Origin of the sequence: Williamsia phyllosphaerae (assembly GCF_014635305.1) — a bacterium.
GTDB classification, from domain to species: Bacteria; Actinomycetota; Actinomycetes; order Mycobacteriales; family Mycobacteriaceae; genus Williamsia_A; species Williamsia_A phyllosphaerae.
The window spans coordinates 25002-45095 of record NZ_BMCS01000002.1 but is presented as its reverse complement, the minus strand read 5'-3'; the positions used below and the strand labels follow the sequence as shown (position 1 = coordinate 45095).

Sequence of the window (20094 nt, the reverse complement as noted above, 5' to 3'; positions counted from 1 at the left end):
TTGATCTGTGTGTCTGGTGGGCCCGGTGGTACAACAACGCCCGACTACCAAAGGTTAGTCCCCGCTCACACGCGATGCACACGGACCGGTGGTCGCGGATCGGTGCCGCTCAGCGGAGTGTGGAGGCGCCGTCGACTCGTGTCACACCCGCGTCCCAGAGCTCGCGGTACTTCCCGTTCAACGCGAGCAGGTCGTCGTGGGTTCCGAGTTCGGTGATCCGACCGTCTGCGACGACTGCGATGCGGTCGGCGCGGGCCGCGGTCGCCAGACGGTGGGCGACGATCACCGACGTGCGTGATCCGGTGAGATGGCGACCGGCGGCGAGTACCTGGCGCTCGGTGGCCTGGTCGAGTGTCGCGGTCGCCTCGTCGAGCAGCAGCAGGTCGGGGTCGACGAGTTCGGCGCGGGCCAACGCGATCAGCTGTCGCTGTCCGGCCGACAACCCCTGCCCTCGCTCACCCACCCGGTGGTGCATGCCGCCTCGCAGGCCGGCGATCATGTCCACCGCGCCGACGGCGGCGGCCGCGGCGGTGATCCGGTCGCGGTCGGCATCGGGTCGGCCGTAGGCGATGTTCGACGCGACCGTCCCGGTGAACAGGTGCGGTTCCTGGGGGACGACGCCGAGACGGGATCGGTAGCGGTCGAGGGGGTAGTCGCGGATGTCGCGACCGTCCATGCGCACCGACCCCGAGGTCGGGTCGTAGAAGCGGGCGAGGAGTTTGACGATGGTCGACTTGCCCGCACCGGTCTGTCCGACCAGGGCCAGCGACGTCCCCGCGGGCAGGTCGATCGACACTCCGCGCAGCGCGTCGTCGGTCGCGGTCTCGTAGCGGAATCGCACCGCGTCGAGTCCGGCGTGGCCGGTGAAGTGGGTGGTGGGCTCGACGGTGGTCTTGACCGCGGGGTCGGCGTCGGCGCCGGCGGCGACGCTGCTCTCGGTCCGCAGCAGATCCCCGATGCGCCGCAGGCCCACGACGGCCTGCTGGTATCCGTCGAACACCTGCGAGAGTTGTTGCACCGGCCCGAACAGCATGCCGAGGTACAGGACGAACGCCACCAGGGTTCCCGCTCCCGTCGCGCCGGTGCTCACCTGATGCGCCCCGAAGGCGATGACGCCGGCCGTCGCGAGATCCGACGTCAGGGTGATGAACGGGAAATACAGCGAGATGGCCTGCTGCGACACCATCCGAGCGCGGACGTACTCCGCTGCGCGACCGGCGAACCGTGCCTCGGCCGGTTCGGTGTGTCGATAGAGGACGGTGGTGCGCAGCCCGGCGACGTTCTCCTGGAAGTCGGCGTTGACCGAGCTGATCAGTTCCCGTGACCGGGTGTAGGCGCGCGACGAGATCCGCTGGAAGATCACCGTGGCGACGATCAGCGGTGGGAACACGAGCAGCATCAACGCGCCGAGGCTCGGGTCGGTGAGCACCAACGCGACCGCGACCCCCACGATGGTCAGCACCGCGACCACCGCGGTCGACAGCCCGGTCTGCAGGAACGACGACAGCGCGTCGATGTCGGTGGTCATCCGCGTCATGATCCGACCCGACAGTTCGCGCTCGTAGTAGTCGAGGCCGAGGCGTTGCAGATGGGCGTAGCTGCGGATGCGCAGGGTGAACAACACGCGTTCACCGGCGCGTGAGCTCATGATCGTCATCAGCGACGTCGCGACCCACCCGACGGCGACCAGTCCCAGGCCCACGCCGGAGGCGATCCACAGCGAGGTCAGGTGATCAGCGGTGGCGGCGTTGACGCCGATCCGCGCGATCGACGGGAACGCCAAACCGACGAGGGTGTCGACGGCGATGGCCACGATGGCGCCGGCGAGCAGCCAGCGCACGGGGGAGAGCATGCGCCGCAACGAGAACTGCGGATCGTGCGCGCGGGCGGCCGCGACGTCGACGTCGGGTTCCTCGGTCGCAGGCGGCAGCGCCGCGACCGCGTCGAGCACCGCAGGCGTGGCCGGCATCGAGCCCAGCGCGCCCGCGACACCTCCGCCACCCCCGCCGCCGCGCCGACCCGCGCGGGCGGGAACGCTGGCGCCTACGCGGGCCCCGAAGCCACTGCCGTCGGTGGCGGACGCGTCGAGGGCCGGGGGCCACAGAGAGTCGTCCGAGGGCATCGTGTGGGTCGGTCCCGCGTCGGCGTCGAGATCATCGCTCGGGTCGGCGGTGTGCGACATCAACGAACGGAACAGCGGGCAGCGGGCGTCCAGTTCCTCCGGCGTGCCGGAGTCGAGAACCACGCCGGCGTCGACGACCGCGACACGGTCGGCGAGGGTCAGCGTGGATCTCCGGTGGGCGAGCAGGACCATCGTGCGGCCCGGTGTGCTGCGCAGCGAGCCCAGGATCGCCGCCTCGGTGGTGGCGTCGACCGCAGAGGTGGCGTCGTCGAGGACGAGCAGCGGGGGATCGGCGTAGAGCGCCCTGGCCACTGCGATGCGCTGACGCTGTCCGCCCGAGAGGGTCAGTCCGCGTTCGCCGACGACGGTGTCGTACCCGTCGGGCAGAGCCGTGATGAAGTCGTGCGCGCTGGCCCGGCGGGCCGCCTCGGTCACGCGCGCTCGACGCGCCGTGTCGGGGACCGCACCGGTCTCGTCGGCTTCCGGACCGAGCGCGATGTTCGCCGCGATCGTGTCGGAGTAGAGGAACGGTTCGTCGACGACGATCCCCACCGTGGCGTGCAGGGCGTCGGGGGACAGCTCCGCGACGTCGAGAACGGTTCCGTGCGAGGTGAGTTCGACCGCTCCGCTGCGCGGTCGGTGGATCCCGCCGACGAGTGCGGCGATGGTGGACTTGCCGGATCCGGGTGGCCCGACGACGGCGACGCATTCGCCGGGTCCCACCTCCAGATCCAGCCCGGAGAAGACCTCCCGACCTCCGTCGGCGGGATCGTCGTCGAACCCGAAGTGCACGTCGCGTAGTCGGAGTCCGACCGCGCCCGAGGGCACGGTGCGGGTGTTGGCCAGCGCGGGATCGGCCGGGTGGTCGATGACGTCGTAGACACGTTCGACGGCGGCGCGGGCCAACTGCGCGGAGACGATGAGGTTGGTCAACAGCCGTGCCAGCGACGTCATCGTCGTGATGTAGGTGGCGAACGCCAGGAACGTGCCGACGGTGATGTCGCCGCGGGCCGTGAGGTAGCCACCGAGCGCGATGACCCCGACCATCGCGACCTGTGGGATGGCGCCCATGGTCGGCGTGAAGCGTGAGTTGATCGCTGCGGCCCGCATGCGCTGGGAGAACAGACGTCGGCCGTGACCGACCAGCTCGTCGACCGAGCGACCCTCCTGGCCGAACCCCTTGACCACCCGGACCCCGGTGACCGTCTCCTCGACGTGCTGGGCGACGTCGGCCGCGGACTGCTGGGCCGACCACGTCGCGGCGAACAGGGCCTTGCGGGTCCGGAACGCCACCACCGCCACCGCCGGGATGACGAGGACGGCGACGAGGGTCAGCAGCGGCGACAGGTAGGCCATGACGCAGAACGCGAGGACCACCTGGACCACCGCGCCGAGCGACAACGGCACCATCGCCAGCAGGCCCTGGACCAACTGCAGATCCGAGATCGACCGCGACACGACCTGGCCGGTGCTGATCGACTCCTGTGCGGTGCCGTCGAGTCGGAGCAGGGTGCTCAACAGTCCCCGCCGCAACGTGTCCTGGACGGTCAGCGACAGACGGCCGGCGGTGAGCCGGCGGACGTACTGGGCGCCGAACCGGATGACACCCAGACCGGCCAACGCCGAGGCGATCGCCGCGATCGAGAAGCCGTGGGAGGCGACGCCGGTGGCGTCATCGATGGCCGCCTTGGTGAGCAGCGGTGCGGCGAGGTCGATGAGGACGCCGACGCCGGTGACCGCCAGGGTGATGGTGACGAGGGCCCGGTTGCGGAGGCATTCTGCGACCAGTCGGGCTATCCAGCCACCGTTCACCGATCTCTCGTGTCGATCGCCGCCTGACCCTGTACCGATCCGTCGACCACGGTGCCGTCGATGATCCAGTTCGTCGGTGCGGGACCGAATGCGCTGCGCGCGTTGTCGATGATCTTTCGACCCAGCATGCGGTTGCCGACACCACCGACGGCCGCGCCCACACCGGCCGGGAGGAGCTTGCCGACCATCAGCGGGGCGCGACGGGCCGCGTACTTCTTGATCAGCTTCTTCATCAGTGCCTTGTTCAGGTTCCGCAGCGCCGGGGTGGGGATCGCCCCACCGGCCACGCGACCCAGCGCGTTGTTGCTCTTGGTGCCCAACGCCTTGCCGAGTGCGAGGACCCCCTGCTCACCGAGCACCACCGCGAGGACCAGGGTCTTGCGACGTTCGCTGTGATCGATCGGGATGCCGTGGACCTCGGCCACCGCGAGCGCCAGCAGCGCCGAGGCCTCGACGAAGAACGCCGACTCGCCGCCGAGAGCGGCGATGGAGGCGATGGTGCCGACACCGGGGACGGCGGCGGCCGCACCCACCGCGCCGCCGGAACCCATGACCGCCTTCAGGTATCGCGATTCGAGGCGGTCGATGATCTGCGCCGGGGCGTCGTGGGGGTTGGCGTCGCGCAGGCGCCGGACGTACGCGGCGACCGCGGGGGCCTGCAACCGCTGGGCGCGGTCGATGATCGAGACGATCGTCCCCGAGCCGCCGGACTGCTTCTCGACTGCGGGGGGCGTCGTCGCGCCCGGATCCGACGAACTCATCGGGGCGCCGAGTCCTGCGCCGCGACGACCTCGCCCTCGACCGGGGGCGGCGGGGTGCCGTCGCCGAACGGTCGTCCGCCGAGTTCCGCGCGATGGTGTGGTGTGTTCCATCCGCGCAGGTCCGGGCCTTGCGGCACGATGCCGGTGGGGTTGATGTCGCTGTGCACGATGTAGTAGTGCTGCTTGATCTGCGTGAAGTCGGTGGTGTCGCCGAAGCCCGGTGTCTGGAACAGGTCTCGCGCGTAGGCCCACAGGACCGGCATCTCGGAGAGCTTCGAGCGGTTGCACTTGAAGTGCCCGTGATAGACGGGATCGAACCGCGCCAGCGTGGTGAACAGCCGGACGTCGGCCTCGGTGATCGTGTCGCCCACGAGGTACCGCTGCGTGGCCAGACGGTCGCTGATCTTGTCGAGGTGGCTGAACAGCCGTGCGTAGGCGCGATCGTAGGACTGCTGGCTGCCTGCGAACCCGCAGCGGTAGACGCCGTTGTTGATCTCGGTGAACACGCCTGCGTTCACCTCGTCGATCTCGGCACGTAGGTGTTCGGGGTAGAGCTGCGGTGCGCCGTCGCGGTGGTGCTCGGTCCATTCCAGTGAGAAGTCGATGGTGATCTGCGGAAAATTGTTGGTCACCACCTGACCGGTGGGCACATCGACCATCGCGGGCACGGTGATGCCCTTCGGGTAGTCGGGGAACCGCGCGAGGTAGGCGTCCTTGAGCCGCGGGATCTGCAGCACCGGGTCGAGCCCGCCGGGGTCGAGGTCGAACGTCCAGCTGTCGGCGTCGTGGGTGGGGCCGCACAGGCCCATCGAGATCGCGCCCTCCAGACCCAGCAGGCGTCGGACGATGATCGCCCGGTTGGCCCACGGGCAGGCCCTCGCGACGACCAGCCGGTAGCGGCCGGCCTCGACCGGGTAACCGTCCGCCCCGTCGCGGGTGATGCGGGTCTCGATGTAGTTGGTGTCGCGGACGAAGTCGGCGCCCGGCTCGACGTACTTCCCGGGATTCGACTCGGTGGCGGTGTCGTGGGTACTCATCCCGACCAGGTTAGCCCGTGCGGGGGACCACTTGCGTGTTGCTGATCGGTCTGTGATTATTCCACCTGGAATATTCGAGGCGGAGCGACACCGGAGGAGGGGTCATGGCGGCTGAACTGACGCCTCTCGCGGTGATGGTCCTGGGTCTGACGGCCGAACGCCCAATGCACCCCTACGAGATGGTGCAGACCCTGATCGCGCGCAGAGAGGACCGTTTCGCCAACATCCGCGCGGGTTCGCTCTACCACACCGTCGACCGCCTCCTGGCGCGAGATCTGCTGCAGGTCAACGAGGTCGAGCGCGCCGGCAACCGTCCCGAGCGGACCGTCTACGCGATCACCGCCGCGGGTTCGACGGCCCTGCGGACGCGCCTGTCGGCGATGCTCGGTAGCCCGACCACCGAGTTCCCGGAGCTCTACCTCGCGCTCGCCGAATCGCACGAACTGCCGCGTGCCGAGGTCGTCGACCTGCTGGATCGCCGTCTGAACGCCATGTCGGACGAGCTCGACTACTACCGGAGCGCCCGCACGCAGGCCACCGACCGCGGGGTGTCGGAGATGTTCCTGCTCGACATCGGTTGTCGCTGCGCGACACTGACCGCCCAACTCGACTGGCTGCGCTCGGTCCGCGCTCGACTGGCCGACGGCTCACTGCCGTGGATGGACCACGCGCGTCGCGGCGAGAGCGCGCCGTGTCCGTTGGCGGGCGAGGACTTCTCCGCGATTGTCGGTACCCCGGCGCATCATGCATCCCACACCACCCACACGGAAGACGTGACGACATGACCGACACCACCAGTGCTCCGCCGGCGTTCAAGCCGGTGACCGACCGTCCATGGGCCGCGCTCGGCGCGCTCTGCCTCGGGTTCTTCATGATCCTGGTCGACATGACAATCGTCGCGGTCGCCCAGCCCAAGATCCAGGAGGGCCTCGACACCGACTTCAACGGCGTCATCTGGGTCACCAGCGCCTACCTCTTGACCTACGCCGTGCCCCTGCTCATCACCGGGCGCCTGGGAGATCGGTTCGGCCCCAAGCTGATGTACCAGGCGGGCCTCATCGTGTTCACCGTAGCCAGCGTGTGGTGCGGTCTCTCCGGGTCGATCGGGGAGCTGATCGCGGCGCGTGCGTTGCAGGGCATCGGCGCCGCCCTGATCACCCCGCAGACGATGTCGCTGATCACCCGGATGTTCCCGGCCGAGCGCCGTGGCGCGGCCATGGGCGTGTGGGGCACCGTCGCCGGTGTCGCCACCCTGGTCGGACCCCTGCTCGGCGGCGTCCTCGTCGACAGCCTCGGGTGGGAGTGGATCTTCTTCATCAACGTCCCCGTCGGCATCATCGGCGTGGTCCTCGCGTGGTGGTTGGTCCCGACCGTCGACACCCGCGTCCGTCAGTTCGACGTCGTCGGCGTGGTGTTGAGCGCGGTGGGACTGAGCGCGTTGGTGTTCGGCATCCAGGACGGCGAGAAGTACGACTGGGCGCCGTGGATCTGGGTTCTCGTCGCCGGAGGGGTCGCGGTGATCGCGGTGTTCGTGTGGTGGCAGTCGAAGATCCGTACCGAACCGCTGGTCCCGCTGTCGCTGTTCCGCGACCGCAACTTCTCGCTCTCCAACGTCGGCATCGCGGCCATGGGGTTCGCGACGTCGGGGTTGATGGTCCCGATGATGTTCTACCTGCAGCTCGTCGGCGGGATGACACCGACGCAGTCGGCGTTGGTCCTGGTGCCGATGGCGCTCATCACCGGAGTGCTGGCGCCGTTCGTCGGCCGCATGGTCGACACGACGCATCCCCGGTACATCATCGGATCGGGTCTGTTCCTCAACGCGGTCGCGATCGGGTGGCTGGGGCTGATCGCCCGTCCGGACACCCCGGTGTGGATGCTGTTGCTGCCGGTCAGCCTGATGGGCCTGGCGAGCGCCGGGATCTGGGCTCCGTTGGCCGCCACCGCGAATCGCAACCTCCCCATGGCGCAGGCCGGCGCCGGCGCCGGCGTCTACAACACCATGCGTGTCGTGGGATCGGTGCTCGGCAGCGCCGCGGTCGGCGCCCTGCTGCAGACCCGTCTCGCCGCCGAATTGCCCGGTGTCGGCGGCGCCGTGCCCCGCGACGTCGACCGACTGCCCGCATTCCTGCGCGAGGGATTCGCGACCGCGATGGGTCAGGCGATCTACCTACCCGCCGCGGTTCTGCTCCTCGGCGTCGTCGCGGCGGTGTTCCTGGCCCGACCACGCCACCTGGGGTCCCCACCCGCGTCGGTGGCGGCCGACAAGCCGGTCACACCTGTGGCGCAGTCGGTCCCGGCGCCGACGCCCTGAGACGAACGGGGGCGGCGTCGCCCCTGGTTGACGGTCCATCGGCAGTCGGTTGTACTTGCAACCATGTTGTCGAGACTGACCATCGGCGAGCGGCGCGATCAACTCGTCGAGTGTGCGCTGGGGTTGGCGCAGCGGTCGGGGATGAACTCGGTGACCGTGCGTGCGGTGGCAGAGGAGGCGGGGGTCTCCCTCGGCGTCGTGCACTATTGCTTCGCCAACAAGGACGAGCTGATGGCGGCCATGGTCGAACGGGCCGTGACCACCCACCTGCAGGCGTTCCTGACCATCCAGCAGACCCCGGACGATCCCATCGAGATCCGCACCGGCAGTGCGGCTCTGCGAACGATGATCTCCGACACCCTCGCCTCGGCGCTGATGTTGGCGCGCGAACACCCGCAGCGGTGGCTCGTCCTGATCGAGTCGACGGTGGTGTCGTTGCGTGCGCCCGACTCGTCCGGGTCGGCGTCGGCGGCCCTACGCCAGAACGGCCTGGCCGAGCAGTACGGTCTGCAGTTCCTGACCGAACTCGGTACGCGTAGCGCGATGACGTTCAACGGGGGCGAGCGCGACGTGGTCCGCGGTGCGCTGCAACTGATCTACGGGATGATCCAGTGGTGGTTGGTCGACCGCGACGACGAGGCGGCGACCCGCTCGCTCGACCTGCTGGCCGGATGGATCACCGACCGCGCGACCCCGGTGGTCGCGGTCCTCAACTGACCGAGACGTCGATCGTGTGCAGTCCGGTCGACCCGTCCGGGTCGGGTCGCGACACCACCGCCGACTGCTGTCGTCCCTCGCCGTCGATCGCGCGGACGGTCAGGGTGTGGTCTCCCGAGGTGGCGTCCCAGTCCCAACTCCACAGCCGCCAGGTGTCGATGTTGTCCGGGGCCAGCAGACGCGCACTCTGCCACGGGCCGTCGTCGACCTTCACCTGCACGGCGTTGATCCCGCGCGGTTGCGCCCAGGCGACCCCGCCGACGGCCACGCGGCCTGCGTTCACCGTCGCGGAGTCGCGGGGGACGTCGATGCGGGAACTCGTCTTGATGGGGCCCTTCTCCGACCACCCACGCGTCGACCAGTACGCCTTGGCGCGGTCGAATCGCGTGACCTCCAGCGACACCACCCATTTCGTCGCCGAGACGTATCCGTACAGACCGGGGACCACCATTCGCGCCGGATAACCGTGCTCGATGGGCAGCGGCTTGCCGTTCATGGCCACGGCGAGCAGTGAGTCGCGGTCGTCGGTCAGTGCCTCGAGCGGGGTGCCGGCGGTGAAACCGTCGGAACTGGTCGAGAGCACCATGTCGGCGTCGTCGGACGCGCCCGCCATCGCGAGCAGGTCGCGCAGCCGGTAACCGGTCCAGGTCGCGTTGCCGATGAGGTCGCCGCCGACCTCGTTGGACACGCAGGTGAGGGTGACCATCTTCTCGATGGCCGGCATCCTGCGCAGTGCCGCCATGTCGATCCGCACCTCGCGGTCGACCATGCCGTGGATCCGCAGCGACCAGGCGCCGCTGGTGAGCTGCGGTGGCTGCAGCGCCGTGTCGATCCGGTAGAAGTCGCCGTTGTCGGTGATGAACGGGGTCGCGCCGTCGTCGTCACCGGCGGACTGGTCGATGGTGTTGACCGCCCGGGGCACCGAGAACGCCGAACGGTCCCGACTGACGTCGTTGAAGAAATGGTCGAGCGCGCTGCCCGCGACCCCGGTGACCACCGCGGCCGCGCCCGCCCCGGATGCGCCGAGCAGGAATGTGCGCCGATCCGGTCCGGTTCCGGCCTCGTCGGTGGTCGGGGAGTCCAGTCGGACCGCCATGAACCGGAGGAATGCGATGCCCGCGGCCACACCGAGAACCGTCGGGAGGAACCACCAGGCCCCCGCAGCCGGTCGCGTCACCGCCGCGGCGACGCCGAGTGCACCGAAGGCGGCGAACAGTGCAGACCCCCACCAGCGCCGCGCGGATTCGAGCAATCCGGCGACAACCGCCAGCAGCGCGACGATCACCCCCATCCCGACGAGCAGGGCGGTCTTGTCCCCGGTCCCGAAGGTGCTGATCGCGAATTCACGTACCGGCTTGGGCGTCAGATCGATCACCGCGGATCCCACCGCGAACAGCGGTGACGCCGCACGGTCGAACACCGAGGCCACGAGCTGTCCCACGCCGATGGTCAACCCGGCGGCGACGATGCCGTTGACCGCGCGCAGCGTCGTCACCGATGGGTGCGGCCGCGTGGGCGTCGGGGTGTCCTGGACTGATGTCACCTGATCCAGTATCCACATGACACCCGCACGGGTGATGAAGGATCGTTCGTCGCGTTCGAGCCCAGGTGGATGTGATGAGGCCGCCCACGGCACGCCGCCGTCGGGTCCCGGCTCTGTCGGGGCCCGGTCGTACGGTTCTCTCATGCGCATCCTGCACACCTCCGACTGGCACATCGGTCGGACCTTCCACGGCGTGGACCTGCTGGACGATCAGCGGCGCGCGCTGATCGGCCTGGCCGATCTCGTCGCGGCGGAGTCGATCGACGTGGTGGCGGTGGCGGGCGACGTCTACGACCGGTCGGTGCCCAGCGCGGACGCGGTGACGGTGTACGACGCCGTGCTGGAGGCCATCCGGGCCGCGGGCGCGAAGATCGTCGTGACGTCGGGCAACCACGATTCGCCGACGCGTCTCGGTGCCGGTTCGGGTTTCGCCGCGGCGGGTGGGTTGTACCTGCGCACCTCGGTGGCCGGCATCGCCGACCCGGTGGTCATCGCCGACGAGCACGGCGAGGTGGCGTTCTACGGGATCCCCTATCTCGAGCCGGACGTCACGCGGGCCGCGCTCGATGTACCGCAGGCGCGTAGTCATTCCGAGGTGCTCGACGCGGCGATGGGGCGGGTCCGCGAGCACCTGGCGACGCAGCCGCGACGGTCGGTCGTGCTCGCCCATGCGTTCGTGGTGGGCGCCGTCGCGACCGGTTCGGAGCGATCGATCTCGGTGGGCGGGGTCGAAACCGTTGCCGCGAGCACGTTCTCGGGTGCCGACTACGTCGCGTTGGGGCATCTGCACTCGCCGCAGACCGTCACCGAGACCGTGCGGTACAGCGGATCGCCGCTGCCGTACTCCTTCGGCGAGCGCACCCACGACAAGGGCGTCTGGATCGTCGAGCTCGATGCGACCGGGGTGTCGGAGGTCCGTCCGGTGCCGCTACCCCTGGTCCGCGGGCTCAGCCGGCTGACCGGCACCCTCTCCGATCTCGTGACCTCGCCCGACCATGTCGGCGCCGAGGATCACTACGTCGAGGCGATCCTCACCGACCCCGTCCGGCCGATCGACGCGATGCGCACGTTGCGGGAACGGTTTCCACTGGCGGTCCACGTCGAGTGGCAGAGTCCGCGCGTCGAGGCGGGGATCGACTACCGGGACCGCATCCGGGGCCGTTCCGACAGCGAGATCGTCGCGTCCTTCGTCACCGACGTCCGCAGTGAGCCGAGTGCCCGCGAACTGCTGCTGCTCGATTCCGCCGTGCGCGCCGTCGGCGGCGACGCCGAGACCGGACCCACCGAGTTGATGCTGTTCGACGTCGGATCCGAGCTCACGGCGTGAAACTGCACTCATTGCAGATGCACGCGTTCGGACCGTTCGCGGCCGACGCGGAGGTCGATTTCGACGCCCTCGGTGTCGACGGCCTGTTCCTTCTGCACGGTCAGACCGGGGCGGGCAAGACGACGGTGCTCGACGCCGTCGCGTTCGCGCTGTTCGGTCGGGTCCCGGGGGCCCGCGACGACGGCCGCCGGTTGCTGTCGGACCACGCGAAACCCGGTGACTCACCGTCGGTCACACTCGAGGCCACCATCGGCGGACGCCGACTCCGGGTCACCCGCAGCCCTGAGCACCACCGGACGAAGAAGCGCGGCACAGGGTTGACCAGGGTGAATGCGGCCGGAACCCTGACCTGGGTCGACGGGTCGGGCCCGAATCTGGCGCGACTGCCCGAGATCGGTGAGGTGATCACCCGGATCCTCGGCATGACCGCGGACCAGTTCTTCCAGGTGGTGTTGTTGCCGCAGGGCGAGTTCGCGCGTTTCCTGCGCGCCTCCACCGACGACCGGGAACGACTGCTGGAGCGACTGTTCGAGACCGAGCGGTTCAACGACCTCGAAGGATGGTTGCGTGAACGGGCGCGGACCAGCCGCACCGAGCTCGAGGACAAGGGGCAGGCGGTGGACCGCCTGGCGGGGCAGATCGCCGTGGTGGCCGACACGACGCAGCCGGTCGAACCCGACTTCGACTGGGCGCAGCAGCTTCTCGACTCCGTGCGAGCCGAGGTCGTCGCGGCCGCGGACCACGTGGGGACGACCCGCGAGGCGGCCCGGTCGGCCGACCGCGCGCATACGGAGGCCCGATACGTCCACGAACTCCATCGGCGCGGCCGTACCGCCCAGGCGCAACTCGCCGCGCTCGACGCCGAACGGACGACGATCGCCTCCGCCCACAGCATGGTCGATGCCGCACGCCGCGCGGAGCCGGTGCGAGCGGTGGCCGCCGAACACGAACGGGCACAACAGGAGTGTGCCCGCGTGACCTCCGTGCGGGAGAAGGCGCACGCCCGACTCACAGCCACCGACGACGGCGCCGCACTCGCGCACCGACTGTCGTGGCCGGCCGCGCCGACCGACCGCGCGGCGATCGAGGACGCGATGGAGCAGTGGACCGCGGAGGCCGGGCGCCTCGAACCGTTGGAGAGGCGTATCGGCGAACGCCCCGCCCTCGTGCGGTCGATCGACGACACGACGGCGTCGCGGGTGCGCGCGGACGAGCAGATCGTCTCCGTCGACGAGGCGCTGGCGTCGGCGCCGCGTCGACGCGCCGAGTCGGAGAAGGCTCTGGCCGCGGCCGTCGCCGCGAGCGCCCGACTGCCGCAACTGCGCACCGCGGCCGAGGCCGCCGAGGTGGCCCGGACCGCGCACGCCCGACTCGAGCACCTCGACGCCGACGTCGAGCGTGCGCGCACGCAGCTCGCGTCCCACCGTGATCGTCACCAGCTGGCCCGCGAGCGGGTCCTCGACCTGCGGGAACGCCGGATCGCCGGGATGGCCGCCGAACTGTCAGCCGGTCTGCGCGACGGTGATCGGTGCGTGGTGTGTGGTGCCACCGAACATCCCGCGCCCGCGGTGACCGAGGCCGAACACGTCCGCGAGCAGGACGAGGCCGACGCGCGAGCCGAGGAGAGGGCCTGCGAGACCGACCGCTCCGCCGCCGAACGCGCGCTGGCCGCCATCGAGACCGATCGGGCACTGTGGCGCGAACGCACGGGTGGTGTCACCCGTGACGAGGCGACGGCGGAGGTGGACCGGATCGTCGGCGAGCGTCGCCGTGTGTCGCAGGAGGCGCACGCGGAGGCGACGGTCCGTGCCGACCTCACCGCGCACGACGCCGACACCGAGCGTTTGCGCGCCGACCGCGCCGCCCTGCAGACCCTGGTCGCCGAGCTCCGCGAACGCGGGGCGCACCTCACACGACGACTCGCCGACCTCGACGCGGAGACGGCCTCGGCCACCGACGGTACGACCACCGTCGCCGCCCGCCGCCGTGCGCTCGCCGACGCGTGCGCCGCCCTGACCCAGGTCCGCGAGGCCCGGTCGGCGTGCACCGCCGCCGACGACCGGGTCCGCGAGTGCACGGCCCGACTCGACGTCGCGCTCGCCGAGACCGGTTTCGAGTCCGTCACCGCGGCCCGGGCCGCCCTGCTGACACCGGCTGAGATCGCCGGCTTCGAGAAGCAGGTCCGGCAGGCCGCCGACATCCGGGCCGCGGCCCAGGCGACGGTCGACGACCCGGAGGTCGCCCGGGTCATCGGCACCGACCGCCCCGACCTCGACCGGCTCGAGGCCGACCGGATCGCCGCCGACACGGCAGCGACATCGGCGGCGACGCGCCACGCGAGCGCCGTCGCGACGGCCGCGAAACTAGAGCACCTCTGCGCCGACTTCTGGTCGGCGGTGTCGGTGCTCGCGCCGGCGGCGGCACGCGACGCCGAGCTGCAGGGCCTCGCCGAGCTCGTGGCGGGCCGTGGTCAGAACTCGCGGCGGATGTCGCTGCGGTCCTACGTGCTCGCCGCCCGCCTCGAGGAGGTCATCCTGGCCGCCTCGTTCCGTCTGCGTCAGATGTCTTCGGGGCGTTACGAGTTCGCGCACTCCGATGCCGCCGCGTCGCGAGGTCGCCGATCCGGGTTGGGTATCGAGATCCGGGACGAGTACACCGGCGCGGTCCGTCCCGCGAACACCCTGTCCGGCGGTGAGACATTTTTCGCCTCGCTCGCCCTCGCGCTGGGCCTGGCCGATGTGGTCTCGGCGGAGTCCGGCGGCCGCGTCCTCGACACCATCTTCATCGACGAGGGTTTCGGGACGCTCGATCCCGAGGCGCTCGACCTGGTCATGGGCGTCCTCGACGAGTTGCGCTCCGGCGGGCGGGTCGTCGGGGTGGTCAGTCACGTCGACGAGATGCGCGCGCGAATCCCCGCGCAGCTGCGGGTGATTCGCGGAGAGGGTGGGTCGGCGCTGCAGATGATCGGCACCTCCGGCCAGCGGTTTGGGTGAGCGACGAGCCGTGCGATAGTCTGGCTCTCGCCCGTCGAGCCCCCGTAGCTCAGGGGATAGAGCGTCCGCCTCCGGAGCGGAAGGCCGCAGGTTCGAATCCTGCCGGGGGCACACATTCCACCTAATCTGGCCACATGAAGTTGGCACTGTCTTTCTACGGCAGCAGGGGCGATATCCAGCCGGGCGTGTGCCTGGGCCACGAGCTCACCCGGCGCGGGCACACCGTCACCATGCTGGTCCCGCCCAACTACGTGGGGTTCGCCGCCTCCATGGGGCTCGCCGCGCTCCCCATCGGTCTCGACAGCGAGTCGTACTGGGACAGCGACAGATCCCGGGAGCTGTTGGCCACCCGCAACCCCGTGCGCAAACTGCGCTTGGCGCAGCAGCAGGTCGCCGAGGGCTTCGCGCGCTTCGACGCCGATCTCGCCGAGACGGTCACCGACCTCGCCGCCGACGCCGGGGTGGACGGGCTGATCAGCGGCCCGTTGGGCCAGGAGCGCATCCACGCCCTCGCCGAGCACCTCGCGGTGCCGATGGCCACCATGCGGTTCTGCGCGATGTCGGAGAACGGGGTCGTCGGCGCCATCCCGTCGTCGCGCACCCTGCCCGCCGCGGTCAACCGTGCCTCGTGGCGCACCGCCGACGCCATCACGTGGACCTTCGGCAAGGGACCCGAGAACCGGTTCCGGGCCCGTCTGGGGTTGCCCGCCGCCCGCCATCGACTCACGCACCGTCTGCAGCGCGAGGCAGTGCTGCAGATCCAGGCCTACGACCCGGTCTTCTTCCCCGGGTTGAACCAGGAATGGGGGGCCGATCGGCCACTGGTGGGCTTCCTGGACCTTCCCGTCGACGAACGTGCGGCGGTGGGCGAGGAGGTCGCCGGCGACGGTCCGCTGTCGACATGGCTCGAGACCGGCCCGCCGCCGGTGTACATCTCGTTCGGCAGCGCGCCGCTCTCGGATCCGGAGCGCGTCCACACCGCGATCCGCGACACGGCCCGGGTCCTGCGCATCCGTGCGCTGGTGGGCGCACGAGGGGGCTCCGAAGGGGTGGGTGTGGGCACCGACGACGTGTTCGTCGCGGGCGCGATGAACCACGCGACGGTGCTGCCGCGGTGTCGGGCGGCCGTGCATCACGGGGGAGCGGGAACCACCGCCGCCACCGTCCGCGCCGGCCTGCCGACCATGGTCGCCTCGGCCGGGGCCGATCAGGCCCACTGGGGTGCGGCGGTCACCAGACTCGGGATCGGTACCTCGACGCGCCTGTCGACGCTGGACACGGCGACGCTCACCGACGGGCTCGCCGTGCTCCTGCGGCCGGACACGATCCGGCGCGCCGAAGCGGTCGGCGCACAGATGATCGCACCCGCCGACGCCGCCGCGGCGGCCGCCAAAGCAGTCGAGTCGGCGTTCGCACGGGTGACCGTGTGAACGCCGACTCGATGGTCGTGCGACGGGGCGGTGCGCCCCGGGGTGGGTGACTAGCCCTTCACGCAGGTGAACTGCATGACGTCGATCATGTCCTTGCGGAACGACGCGGCGCAGCCACTCAAGTACTTGACGTAGGTGTTGTAGTTGGCGCGGCCACACAGCTCGATGGCCTTGTCCCGGTTCTCGCCGAGGGCCTTGCTCCACGCGTCGAGGGTGCGTGCGTAGTGCAACTGCAGCGGCTGGACCTTCTCGACGGTGAACCCTGCGTTCGTCGCGCCGTCGGTCACCTGCTTGGGCAGCGGGAGCTGCCCGCCGGGGAAGATCTCGGTCGCGATGAAACGCAGGAACGCGAAGTCGTCCTTGCCGATCTTGTTGCCGGTCTCGTGGTGGTGCGACAGGCCGTAGGCGGTGATGGTGTGCAGCAGCATCTTGCCGTCGTCGGGCAGCGCGTTGTAGGCGAAGTCGAAGAACTGCTTGTGACGCTCGAAGCGGAAGTGCTCGAAGGCGCCGATCGACACGATGCGGTCGACCTTGCCGTCGAACTCCTCCCAGCCCTGCAGGCGGATGTCGCCGGACAGACCGGTCTCGGCGGCCTTGTCCTCGACGAGCTTCTTGACGTGGCCGTACTGGTTCTTGCTGAGGGTGAGTCCGATGACGTTCACGCCGTACTTCTCCATCGCGCGCAGGGCGGTGGCGCCCCAGCCGCAGCCGACGTCGAGCAGCGTCATACCCGGCTCGAGGCCGAGCTTGCCCAGCGACAGATCGATCTTCGCGATCTGGGCCTCGTGGAGGCTGTAGTCCTCTTCCTTGAAGTACGCACAGCTGTAGGTGCGGGACTCGTCGAGGAAGAGTGCGAAGAAATCATCGCTCAGGTCGTAGTGGGCTTGGACGTCCTCGAAAAACGGCGTTTCGGTGGTCAAAACGGAACCTCTCTGGTGTGGACACCTCGGCGACGATGCCGGTGCGTCATGGGTGTGGCTGTGGTGCTGACTGGGTTATCGGTTCATTCGAAAGCGCGGTTCATCTCAACTGCACCGTGGCAACCGCGCGCCCGAATATCCGTTTGCCCCGGAAGGTCGCCTGGATCGCGATGGTCGCCGTCTTCGCCTCGCTGTCCAGCGATTTGACCCGGCCAGTGTATTCGACCTCGGCCGGGGCGTCATCGGCCACGTAGGCGATGCCGGTGAAACGGACACGATAGTCGCGCATCGCCGCAGGGTCACCGAGCCACGAGGTCACGAAACCCGATCCCATGCCCATGGTCAACATGCCGTGGGCGATGGTGGTCTCGAGTCCGATGATCTCGGCGACCCGATCACTCCAGTGGATGGGGTTGTAGTCGGCGGAGATGCCCGAGTAGTTCACCAGGTCGCCACGGCGCAGCGTGACGGTGTGTGCAGGCAGTTCGTCTCCGACCGCGAGGTCGTCGAAGGCCGGGACGGACGGGTCGAGCGGTTTGTCCCAGGCGATGTCGGTGAACGCGGGCTCGCCTTCTATCTCGCTCCACGACGTCGTCGTCGGCGCGACGAAGTCGCCCATCATGACGTCGGTGAGGGCGGCGTTGAGTGCCGGTTCGGTCTGCGCCCCGCGACGGCCGGCCGCGGTGGTCTGCAGGGTCTGGATCAGTTCGTCGTGCTCGTTGACCAGGAGTCCGGAGACGGTGATGGTGTCGCCGCCCGCCTTCTGACGTATCGGCGCGAGGCCCATGATCAACCGCAGTCGGTCGCCCGCGTGCAACGGACGGTGGTAGGTGAAGACCTGATCGGTCTGCACGAAGGCGCTGGTGTCGTACTCGGTGAGCACGTTCTCCATCAGCCAGTTGAGACCGGTCCCGGCGAGGCGGGCGGTGAAGGTGAGCGGTGCGACGAGTGATTCGTGACCGCGCTTCGCGGCGAACTCGTCGTCCCAGTGCACGAGGTGTGCGTCCTTCATCGACCGCGCGAACTCGCGGATCTCCTCACGACCGATCTGATAATGGTCGGACGGCTCGTAGTACTGCGTCCAATCCCGATCGGCGGAGCTGACGTCGGCGGCCTTCACGACGCGCCCTCGACACAGGTCGTCGACTCGTGCGGACGAAACGGACTCAAAATACCCCCAGGTGCTGCTGAGTTCGGTGGACGACGGTGTGCGGCTGAGTCGCACGCCCGACATACTTTCACATCCTGTGACGTGGCCTACTCGACGGTTAGCAATCCTCAACGATTTTGGGGACGGTCGAAGGTCAGTTCATCGGCAGCTGGGCGGCACCGCGCTCGGCGAGCATCTTCGCCAGGGTGTCGGCCTCGTTGGTCTGGATGTTGATCATCTGCTGCGCGAGCTCCCGGACATAGGGCTCCGACACGTGGTCCTTGTCGACGGCGTACTCCATCATCGGCAGACCGCCGCGGTGGTGGCGCAACATCAGCTGGAGGAAGTCGACGTCGACCGCGTCGCCGCGCAGTGACTGCAGCCGCGCCATGTCGGAGGCGGTGGCCATGCCGGGCATGAGCGGGGTGGTGACCCCGTTGCCCGCCGTCATCTGCATGGCCGTCATCTGACCCATCGACCCCGAGTGGTCGTGACCGTCGGCCGACATCCAGGCCATCGCCGTACCCGGGTTGTCCATCGGACGGTCCCAGCGTGTGAGCCAGGACTGCATCTGCCCGATCTGGTTGGTCTGCTGGGTGAGGATGTCGTAGGCCAGTGCCCGAACCTCCGGCGACTGCGCCTGCGTCAGCGCGACCTTCGCCATCGCCACACCCTGGGCGTGGTGGGTCGACATGTCCTGCGCGAACCCGACGGCGGCCGAGTCGGCGGCCGGCCGGTCGGTCCCACCGCCGTCGCCGCGGATCATCAGCCCGATCGCGACGCCGACCAGCAGCATCGCGACCGCACCGAGGACCAACAGTGCGGGCAGTTGACGCTGCAGCGAGCGTCGGTCGGATCGTTCCGGGGCGTCGGAGGGCATCCGGTCGGTGGAGGCGTCGGTCGACATGTCGGATCAGCCCGCCGGAGCCGGTGTGGGAGCCGGGACCGCGGGAGCGGTCGCCGCGCCCGGGGTCGTCGGTGCGGCGGGTACGCCTGCCTCGTTGGTGGCCTGCTGCGTGCCCTCGCCGGACATCGGGACCGCGTTGGCCGGAACCGGGCCGGAATCGGCCGGCGGCGGGTTGCTCGGATCGAAGCCCTGCCCGACCAGTGCATCGCAGGTCGCGCCGACCTCGGGGTACGCCGACTGCTGCGGCTGGCCCGGGTAGACGTTGGTCTGCGAGTTGCGGCGCAGGGCGGTGATGAACTCGTCGACGCGGTTGTCGCCCGCCGAGTCGAGCTTGAGCTGATGGCCCCACGACTGCAGGGAGATCGGGCTGCTCAGGCCCGGGTACGGCGACAGCAGGATGTACTGCTGCCCCTCTACCTTGCTCTTGAGTTTGTCCAGATCGCCCGAGGCGATGGTCTCCGGGTTGTAGGTGATCCAGATCGATCCGTGCTCGAGCGCGTGGACGGCGTTCTCCGAACGCAACGGATTCGGGTAGACGATCCCGGTACATGTCGCCCAGATCGCGTCGTGGGGTCCGCCGAACGGGGGCGACTGGTCGTACGCGACGCGCTGGGTGGGGGCGACGTGCTGTCCGGCCGGATAGAAGACCTTCGTCACGCCGTTGATGTTGTCGGACGGATCGGGGTTCGAGGCGCTCGGCACGAACTTCTGGGCCTCTTCGCGGTCGATGTACTTCGGCGCGAGGTAGGCGGCGAGTGCTCCGACGATGATGAGCACCACCACCACGGCGCCGACGGTCATCCACGGGATCTGGCGGCGGCCACCGGCCTTGACCGTCGGAACGGTTCCCGGACGTGACTTCTTCTTTTTCTTGGGCGACGACTTGGACGCGGGTGGCCCCGACGGGGAATTCGTCGAGCTCGTGTTCGGTGCCGGCCGGGGGCTCTCGGTCGCCATGACTGCCTTTCGTCTGAGTATGCGCAGCACAGTCTACTGACAGCCGTCCGCGCATTTTCCCCACGCGCATCCGCGCCGGGGATGGTGGTGGCCCACCGCGGGTG

Annotated in this window: 14 protein-coding genes and 1 tRNA gene; 7 read left to right on the top strand and 8 right to left on the bottom strand. The window is 69.5% G+C overall.

All coding sequences use genetic code 11. From position 1 onward, the window contains the following. Positions 1-109: 109 nt before the first annotated feature. From IEV93_RS14110 to IEV93_RS14100, 3 genes are read right to left on the bottom strand one after another with little or no spacing between them, the layout of a single operon-like run. The gene (locus tag IEV93_RS14110) at positions 110-3934 is read right to left on the bottom strand and encodes an ABC transporter ATP-binding protein (protein WP_308691215.1); all 3825 of its coding nucleotides are present in this window, start codon (positions 3932-3934) and stop codon (positions 110-112) included. Then, on the bottom strand, positions 3931-4695 hold the full coding sequence (locus IEV93_RS14105) for a hypothetical protein (RefSeq protein ID WP_229705187.1): 765 nt from the start codon (positions 4693-4695) through the stop codon (positions 3931-3933). Before IEV93_RS14105 ends, IEV93_RS14110 begins: the two co-directional genes overlap by 4 nt. Then, on the bottom strand, positions 4692-5732 hold the full coding sequence (locus tag IEV93_RS14100) for a glutathione S-transferase family protein (RefSeq protein WP_188490642.1): 1041 nt from the start codon (positions 5730-5732) through the stop codon (positions 4692-4694). Before IEV93_RS14100 ends, IEV93_RS14105 begins: the two co-directional genes overlap by 4 nt. Before the next feature lie 104 nt (positions 5733-5836). Between IEV93_RS14100 and IEV93_RS14095 the strand changes: the two genes are divergently transcribed. The 3 genes from IEV93_RS14095 (at position 5837) to IEV93_RS14085 (ending at position 8763) form a co-directional block, all read left to right on the top strand. Beyond that, positions 5837-6517, top strand: coding sequence for a PadR family transcriptional regulator (locus IEV93_RS14095; RefSeq protein ID WP_188490641.1), 681 nt, complete (start codon positions 5837-5839; stop codon positions 6515-6517). After that, positions 6514-8046, top strand: a complete 1533-nt coding sequence (locus IEV93_RS14090; RefSeq protein WP_188490640.1) for an MFS transporter — start codon at positions 6514-6516, stop codon at positions 8044-8046. The genes IEV93_RS14095 and IEV93_RS14090 overlap by 4 nt, the downstream gene beginning before the upstream one ends. A 63-nt stretch (positions 8047-8109) precedes the next feature. After that, positions 8110-8763 (top strand): TetR/AcrR family transcriptional regulator, encoded by a 654-nt coding sequence (locus IEV93_RS14085; protein WP_188490639.1) that lies wholly within the window; start codon positions 8110-8112, stop codon positions 8761-8763. Here the strand turns inward: IEV93_RS14085 and IEV93_RS14080 are convergent. After that, complete coding sequence (locus IEV93_RS14080; RefSeq protein ID WP_229705186.1) at positions 8756-10306, bottom strand: molybdopterin-dependent oxidoreductase; 1551 nt, start codon at positions 10304-10306, stop codon at positions 8756-8758. The genes IEV93_RS14085 and IEV93_RS14080 overlap by 8 nt on opposite strands. 142 nt (positions 10307-10448) lie before the next feature. On the opposite strand from IEV93_RS14080, the gene IEV93_RS14075 reads away from it, so the two are divergent. From IEV93_RS14075 to IEV93_RS14060, 4 genes are all read left to right on the top strand, one after another. Beyond that, a complete protein-coding gene (locus tag IEV93_RS14075; protein ID WP_188490638.1) occupies positions 10449-11633 on the top strand; it encodes a metallophosphoesterase family protein in 1185 nt (394 codons plus the stop codon). Continuing rightward, positions 11630-14626: an AAA family ATPase gene (locus IEV93_RS14070; RefSeq protein ID WP_188490637.1), complete on the top strand. Its 2997-nt coding sequence runs from the start codon at positions 11630-11632 to the stop codon at positions 14624-14626. The genes IEV93_RS14075 and IEV93_RS14070 overlap by 4 nt, the downstream gene beginning before the upstream one ends. 38 nt (positions 14627-14664) lie before the next feature. After that, positions 14665-14737, top strand: a tRNA-Arg gene (locus tag IEV93_RS14065). Between the two features lie 23 nt (positions 14738-14760). Continuing rightward, positions 14761-16056, top strand: coding sequence for a glycosyltransferase (locus IEV93_RS14060; RefSeq protein WP_188490636.1), 1296 nt, complete (start codon positions 14761-14763; stop codon positions 16054-16056). Positions 16057-16106: 50 nt separating this feature from the next. Here the strand turns inward: IEV93_RS14060 and IEV93_RS14055 are convergent, their stop codons facing one another. The 4 genes from IEV93_RS14055 to IEV93_RS14040 form a co-directional block, all read right to left on the bottom strand. Continuing rightward, complete coding sequence (locus IEV93_RS14055; RefSeq protein WP_188490635.1) at positions 16107-16976, bottom strand: cyclopropane mycolic acid synthase family methyltransferase; 870 nt, start codon at positions 16974-16976, stop codon at positions 16107-16109. A gap of 100 nt (positions 16977-17076) precedes the next feature. Continuing rightward, positions 17077-18096, bottom strand: coding sequence for a fused (3R)-hydroxyacyl-ACP dehydratase subunits HadA/HadB (locus tag IEV93_RS14050; protein WP_188490634.1), 1020 nt, complete (start codon positions 18094-18096; stop codon positions 17077-17079). 184 nt (positions 18097-18280) lie between these two features. Continuing rightward, a complete protein-coding gene (locus IEV93_RS14045; RefSeq protein WP_229705185.1) occupies positions 18281-19033 on the bottom strand; it encodes a DUF305 domain-containing protein in 753 nt (250 codons plus the stop codon). 6 nt (positions 19034-19039) lie between these two features. Then, a complete protein-coding gene (locus tag IEV93_RS14040; protein ID WP_188490633.1) occupies positions 19040-19990 on the bottom strand; it encodes a thioredoxin-like domain-containing protein in 951 nt (316 codons plus the stop codon). Positions 19991-20094 lie beyond the last annotated feature (104 nt).

Bases quoted from the DNA above. Each gene is read 5' to 3' on its own strand.
- IEV93_RS14060 (WP_188490636.1), top strand. From the start codon at position 14,761: ATGAAGTTGGCACTGTCTTTCTACGGCAGCAGGGGCGATATCCAGCCG.
- IEV93_RS14085 (WP_188490639.1), top strand. From the start codon at position 8,110: ATGTTGTCGAGACTGACCATCGGCGAGCGGCGCGATCAACTCGTCGAG.
- IEV93_RS14040 (WP_188490633.1), bottom strand. From the start codon at position 19,990: ATGGCGACCGAGAGCCCCCGGCCGGCACCGAACACGAGCTCGACGAAT.
- IEV93_RS14045 (WP_229705185.1), bottom strand. From the start codon at position 19,033: ATGTCGACCGACGCCTCCACCGACCGGATGCCCTCCGACGCCCCGGAA.
- IEV93_RS14105 (WP_229705187.1), bottom strand. From the start codon at position 4,695: ATGAGTTCGTCGGATCCGGGCGCGACGACGCCCCCCGCAGTCGAGAAG.
- IEV93_RS14075 (WP_188490638.1), top strand. From the start codon at position 10,449: ATGCGCATCCTGCACACCTCCGACTGGCACATCGGTCGGACCTTCCAC.
- IEV93_RS14090 (WP_188490640.1), top strand. From the start codon at position 6,514: ATGACCGACACCACCAGTGCTCCGCCGGCGTTCAAGCCGGTGACCGAC.
- IEV93_RS14100 (WP_188490642.1), bottom strand. From the start codon at position 5,732: ATGAGTACCCACGACACCGCCACCGAGTCGAATCCCGGGAAGTACGTC.
- IEV93_RS14095 (WP_188490641.1), top strand. From the start codon at position 5,837: ATGGCGGCTGAACTGACGCCTCTCGCGGTGATGGTCCTGGGTCTGACG.